General features: G+C 73.2%; 3 protein-coding genes. 2 read left to right on the plus strand and 1 reads right to left on the minus strand.

The window, feature by feature from the left end:
- Window positions 1-112 precede the first annotated feature (112 nt).
- Both CCL05_RS42610 and CCL05_RS42615 read left to right on the plus strand, forming a co-directional pair.
- Window positions 113-637: a DinB family protein gene (locus CCL05_RS42610; RefSeq protein WP_086565851.1), complete on the plus strand. Its 525-nt coding sequence runs from the start codon at window positions 113-115 to the stop codon at window positions 635-637.
- A gap of 82 nt (window positions 638-719) precedes the next feature.
- Window positions 720-1,307, plus strand: a complete 588-nt coding sequence (locus tag CCL05_RS42615) for a GNAT family N-acetyltransferase (protein ID WP_086565852.1) — start codon at window positions 720-722, stop codon at window positions 1,305-1,307.
- A 162-nt stretch (window positions 1,308-1,469) separates the two neighbouring features.
- Here the strand turns inward: CCL05_RS42615 and CCL05_RS42620 are convergent.
- On the minus strand, window positions 1,470-4,327 hold a 2,858-nt coding region (locus CCL05_RS42620), incomplete at its 5' end, for a WD40 repeat domain-containing protein (RefSeq protein WP_086565853.1).

Below are 4,327 nucleotides of genomic sequence, written 5' to 3' on the forward strand. Positions count from 1 at the left end.
CGAGGTCCCGCAGCCCCGGCTGCCGTCGGGCTGCGACGCGGAGCCGGGGCTGCGGGACCTCGACTGGGCGGGACTGGCGCGGGACGCCCGGGCCCTTGCGTAGGCTCGCCCGATGAGCGTTTCCCGCCCGGAATTGCTGCGCTGGCAGCACGAGTTGACCTGGTCGTTGTTCGAGTACCACCTGGAGCGGCTGAAGCCGGAGGACTTCCTCTGGGAGCCCGCGCCGCACTGCTGGACGATGCGCAGGGGCCCCGACGGGACCTGGGTGCCGGACTGGGCGGAGACCGAGCCCGACCCCGTGCCCGTCCCCACCGTCGCCTGGGTGAGCTGGCACATCGGCTGGTGGTGGAGCGTGGCCCTCGACCACGCCCAGGGCCGCCCGCCCCGCGACCGCACGGACATCGCCTGGCCCGGCGAGGGCACTCCGGCCATCGACTGGCTGCGCGGCCTGCACACGCAGTGGCTGACCGTCCTGGACGACCTCACCGACCCCGGCCTGGACACCACGGCCCCGTTCCCCTGGCCGGACGACCCCCAGTACACGGTCGCGCACATGGCGGCCTGGCTGAACGCGGAACTGATGAAGAACGCGACGGAGATCGGCCAACTGCGACTGCTGCGGGCGGCATCGGCCTGAGCAGGGTCGCCCTCGTCGTTCTCCAGGAGCCGGGGAGCCCGGCCGGGCGGCGCGGCCGGGCGGCACGTGGCATCGTGGTGGCATGAGCGTCGACGTCCGTCCGGCCACGGTCTTCGAGGACGTCCGGGCCGTGCTCGGGCCCAAGTCGCCCGGGGCGAACGTCTGCTGGTGTCTGAGCTACCGGATCCCCTCCAAGCTCAACAACGAACTGCGCGGGCCGGCCCGCGGCGCGTACGTCGCCGGGCTGTGTCACCGCGATCCCCCGCCCGGCGTGCTCGCCTACGACGGCGGCGAACCGGTCGGCTGGGCCGCCGTCGCCCCGCGTGCGGACACTTCCTTCGCGCGCAACCGCAAGATCCCGCACGTCGACGACCTGCCCGTCTGGTCGCTGTGGTGCGTCCGGGTACGTCCCGGTCACCGGAAGCAGGGCATCTCGCACGCCCTGATCGCCGGCGCGGTCGAGTTCGCCCGCGCCCACGGCGCACCGGCGATCGAGGCGTATCCCCTGGACAACGGCGACGCCAAGGTCGACCTGACGATGGCGTACGCCGGCCTCCGCAAGAACTTCGAACGCGCCGGCTTCACCTACGCGGCCGCCACCACCTCGGTACTGGCCGGCCACCCCCGGATCCTGATGCGGCTCGACCTGCGAGCTCACACGGACACGTAAAGGCCCGACCGCTGGCGACGGGGGATGCACCAGCGGTCGGGCTATGGCCAAGGGTAACAAGCGCTTGCCCGTCGGAACCGACTCTTCGTCAGTAAAGCCCAGGTTGTGACTCGTATCACTCAACTCCCGTGACAGCGCGGCCTGTTGGGCGCCGCGGTCCCGTCAGGGCTCACACGGCGGGTCGTAGGACAGCCGGGGCAGGTACTCGCTCCAGGTCTCGCGCGTCAGAACGCCCCGGGTCATCGTGCAGACGCGGCGTGCGGCCGCGTCGACGTCCAGGTTCCACAGCCGGATGGTGTCCGTGCCGCTCGACACCCCGATCATGTGGCTGCTCGGGCTGAACGACAGGAAGGTGCCGCCGTTCTTGGCATTGGGGCTCATCGACTGGCCGATCGCGGTGGCCCTGGCGGGGTCGGAGAGGTTCCAGAGCCTGACGGTGCTGTCGTTGCCGCCGCTGGCCAGGGTGTGGCCGCTCCGGCTGAACGCCAGTGACACGACCGCCTCCGTGTGGCCCGTGAGGCTCTTGCGCTGCGAGGCCCTGGCCGGGTTCTCCATGTCCCAGAGCCGGACCGAGTTGTCGTCGCCGCCGCTGGCCAGCGTCTGCCCGTCGGGGCTGTAGGCGAGGACGTTGACGGCTCCGAGATGCCCCGTGAGAGGTGCGCCGCGCAGGACGGCACGCCCGGGGTCCGTGACGTTCCACAGCCGGATCGTCCCGTCGGCGCTGCCGCTGGCGAGCGTACGGCCGTCCGGGCTGAAGACGAGGGAGTTGACGTACCCCTTGTGACCGGTGAGGTCCGCGCCGAGCGGGCGCGGACGGGACGGGTCGCCGACGTCCCACAGCTGGACGGTGCGGTCGTCGTCGGCGGTCGCCAGCAGGCGCCCGTCCGGGCTGAAGGCGAGTGGGTCGGCGAACCGGATGCGCAGGGGGACGGGCGAGCCGTGGGGGACGGGGCGGTCCGGATCGCCGACGTTCCACAGCTGCAAGGCCCGGTTCCCCGTCACCACCGCGAGGGTGCGGCCGTCCGCGGAGAACTCCAGGGAGCGCACGCCGCCCTTGGGCTGAAACGGTTCGCCGATGCGCACGGGCCTGCCGGGCTCGCGCACGTCCCACAGCCGGATCCGTCCGTCGAGCGCCGCCGTCGCGAGCACCCGCCCGTCGGGCCGGAACACTCCGGTCCGGCCGATCATGTCCGCCGTCGGCAGCGCCCACAGACGGACCTTGTTGTCGCCCGACCCGGTGGCCAGGGTGCGCCCGTCGGGGCTGAAGCCGAGCGCGTACATCTCACCGCTGCTGCCCGCCAGGGGCGCGCCGACCTGCGACGGGTACGCCGGATCATCGACCTTCCACACACTCGCCGTGCTGTCCGCGCTGGCGGCGGCGAGCATGCTGCCGTCGGGGCTGAAGGCCACGGACCACACCGGGCCCGTGTGGCCGGTGAGCGGCGCTCCGATCGCCGCCGGGTGACGCCGGTCGGCCAGGTTCCAGAGCCGGATGGTGTTGTCCGAGCTGCCGCTGGCGAGCGTACGGCCGTCCGGGCTGAAGGCCACGGAGTGCACCGTGGCGGTGTGGCCGGTCAGCGGCTCCCCGACCGGCTCCGGACGCCGGGGGTCCGTCACGTCCCACAGCCGGATCGTGCCGTCGTCGCCGCCGGCCGCCAGCGTCCGGCCGTCCGGGCTGAACGCGACCGACCGTACGGCGGCCTCGTGCCCGGTCAGGGGCTTGCCCAGCGCCCGCGGCCGGCGCGGATCGGCCACGTCCCACAGCCGTACGGTGTGATCGTCGCCGACGGAGGCCAGCGTGCGCCCGTCCGGGCTGAAGGCGACCAGGTAGATCGTGCCCTCATGGCCGGTCAGGGGCTTGCCGAGCCGCTTCGGCCGGCCGGGGTCGGTCACGTCCCACAGCCGGATCGTGCCGTCGTCGGAGGCGCTGGCGAGAGTACGACCGTCCGGACTGAAGACCGCGCTGCTCACCCAGCTGGTGTGGCCGGTGAGCGGCTTGCCCAGGGGCTTCGGACGCTTCGGGTCGGTCACGTTCCACAGCCGTACGCTCCGGTCGTAGCTGGCGGTGGCCAGGGTACGGCCGTCCGGGCTGAACGTCGTGAGGTAGACGGCGCCGCTGTGGCCGACCAGCGGCGTCGACAGCGGGGCGTTCACGATGGAGATCAGACGGCTGTTCGCACCCTTGTCGTCCGGCCGCAGCCGATGTGCCACCAGGTCGAGCTGCGCGGACAGCGAGGGGTCCGTGTACTGGACGCGATCCGCCTGGGCGAGCACCTGTTCGAACACGGCCTCGTCCCGCTGCTTCCAGGCGACGACGGCCGCCCCGACGGCCAGCAGCGCCAGCACGACCAGGGTCGCCACCGCACTCCGGCTGATCCAGATGATGCGCCGGCGGAGTCTGACCGAGGCGGCCAGGAACTCCACCGCGCTCCGGGTCAGAAACGTGTCCCCGGCGGATTTCGCCCACCCGTGGGCCTGTTCCAGCCGGGAGCCCCGGTAGAGCAGTGAGGTGTCGCGGTCCGACTCCTCCCAGGCCCGGCCGTCCTCCTCCAGGCGCTGGCGCAGCAGGTTGCCCTGCCGGTCGTCGTCGATCCAGTCGCGCAGCCGCGGCCAGGCGTGCAGCAGCGCCTCGTGGGTGATCTCCACGGTCTCCGCGTCCAGCGTCACCAGCCGGGCGCGGACCAGCGCCTCCAGGGACTCCTCGGTCTTGCCGGGGTCGGTCGACTCCTCCGCCAGTTGGCGCCGGGTGCCCCGCCTGCGCGTGGCCTGGGTGTCCTCGCCCAGCCGCACCAGCCGGAGCAGGAGCAGCCGGGCCGCCGTGCGCGCCGCCGGGTCGAGACCGGACCAGGCCCGCTCGGCCGTCGCCGCGACCGCGCCCTGGATGCCGCCGGCCGCGCGGTACCCGGCGAGCGTGAGCCGGCCCGCCTTTCTGCGCTGCCAGGTGGCGAGCAGGGCGTGCGAGAGGAGGGGCAGCACGCCCGCGTCGTGCGCCCCGCGCGGGCCGTCGGCGCTCACCTCCC

The organism is Streptomyces africanus (assembly GCF_002150735.1).
Classification (GTDB): domain Bacteria; phylum Actinomycetota; class Actinomycetes; order Streptomycetales; family Streptomycetaceae; genus Streptomyces; species Streptomyces africanus.